We start from the raw sequence: 1748 nt of genomic DNA, 5'->3' as shown, positions 1-1748 counted from the left end.
CGTGCGGTCCGGCAGGCGCTCGACCGTCCAGTCGTCCCGAATGGCCCCCCGCACGTCGACGAGCCGAGGAGCGTCCGCCAGCACATCGGACCGCAGGTACGCCTCGCGGTACACCGGCACATCCCGGGCGGTGAAGGTCCCTTCCCAGGCGAAGTGGTGCCGATGCCCGCTCGCCGAACCGGTGATCACGAACGGGCCGTGCCCGTACTCCGGTGAATCCGGCGGCACCGTCTCCACGTCGAGATCGGACGTCGAGTCCTCGTGGGAGAACCGGTACCGCAGCTCTTCCTGGCCCGCTTCGTCCCAGGTTCGCGTCGCCACGACCCGCAGCCCCGGTCCTATCGACGCCGGCGGGTCGCCCAGCTTGAACTCCCGCAGCGTCCAACGACCGTCCGCGTCGAACGCCGTCCGCAGCCCCATTCCGTTGTGCACGAGGACATGCCAGCCCGCGATGGCGTCCGGCGTGACGGTGAAACCACCCTGCACGGACGATTGCCGCCCGTCCGGCCCCACCTTGTCCAGGTGAGCCTGACGAGCCTCTTGCGCACCAAGCAGAATGTGGTCGTACACGGCCGACCGCAATGCCACCACGCCCTGGTGCAGCGAATGCAGCGGAACCCGGGCCCTCTTCGCCTCCGTCCTCGCCTGCTTGATCAGCTGCTCGACCCGCCTCAGGTCCGGAGCCCCGGGCCCCGCGTCCCCCTGCCGCACCCGCTCGATCGCGGTGTGGCCCGGCGGCGCCAGCGCGGGTTCACGCCGGCCGAGATCGTCCAATGTGGACGGTGTATCCGGCAGGGTGGCGGACGGCCCCGTCGTCAGCGGGTGGTCACGCACCACCGGTCCCGAGTCGATCGTGTTCTCGATCATCTCCAGGTACCGGCTGGGCACACCCGTGCCGGGAACGCGGCCGACGTCGGCCATGATCCCGTCGCTCGTGGTCTTCGCCGCGGTGTCGCGGAACAACGACTCCGCGTCGAGATACGTGTCCGGCAGGCGATGAAGTGCCCCAGCTCGTGCACGACCACCAGATCGTTCCACTGCCTCGCCTGGGCCAGCGCCGCCGGGTCGAGCTCCGGACTCTCCCGCATCAGCCGGAAGTGCAGCTGGTCCGACCGCCCGGACGCCGCCGGCATGCTCAGCTCGATGGTCTCCCGCCCACCGGCGCTGGGTATCAGCCGCACGTCCACATGCAGCTGATCGCCCGAACGTGGCAAGGTCAGGCCGGCATTGAAATGCCGGTTCAGCGCAGCCCGCCACCGCGTCACGAACCCCGGCAACATCTCCGGGGTGAAGCCTTCGCCGAACCGCACCGGCAGCGGCAAGGTCAGGCTCCGCACCCAGCGGCCGTCCTCGACCTGGACACGCCGCACCCAGGCACGGATCAGGGTGTAACGGCCAGGTACAAGACCATTGCGCGGCGCCCCCTGCACCGGATCGAACCGCTCTGTTCGCAACTCCGCGCTCGGCGCACCCACCCGTCGGTGCGACCACTGCTCAAGCCGCACCGGATCCGACACCGGATAGGTCAGCTCCGTCGACGCGCCGACGGATGCCGCCCGCTCTGCCGTCAGAGGCGACGACGCCACGGCCTGCTCCGGCTGCCTTTCCCAGCGGGCAGCCAACTCCGGGAATGTCACCCGCTTGCCAGGCGCCTTCACGTGCGCGACCAGGTCCACCAGCCGCTGCCGCGCCTGCCGGTCGACGACGGCGTCCGCCGCAGCGCCGTCCAGCCTGCGCACCAGCGCGTC

At 70.5% G+C, this 1748-nt stretch carries 2 protein-coding genes; both read right to left on the bottom strand.

The window, feature by feature from the left end; all coding sequences use genetic code 11:
• The coding region (locus KUTG_RS48560; RefSeq protein WP_043726744.1) for a hypothetical protein at positions 1-921 on the bottom strand (921 nt) is incomplete at its 3' end.
• Positions 864-1748: hypothetical protein (locus KUTG_RS48555; protein WP_043726742.1), on the bottom strand; the 885-nt coding region annotated here is incomplete at its 5' end. The genes KUTG_RS48555 and KUTG_RS48560, both read right to left, overlap by 58 nt.

This window comes from Kutzneria sp. 744 (genome assembly GCF_000568255.1).
In the GTDB taxonomy this organism is placed as follows: domain Bacteria; phylum Actinomycetota; class Actinomycetes; order Mycobacteriales; family Pseudonocardiaceae; genus Kutzneria.
This window is presented reverse-complemented; position numbering and strand designations above follow the sequence as displayed.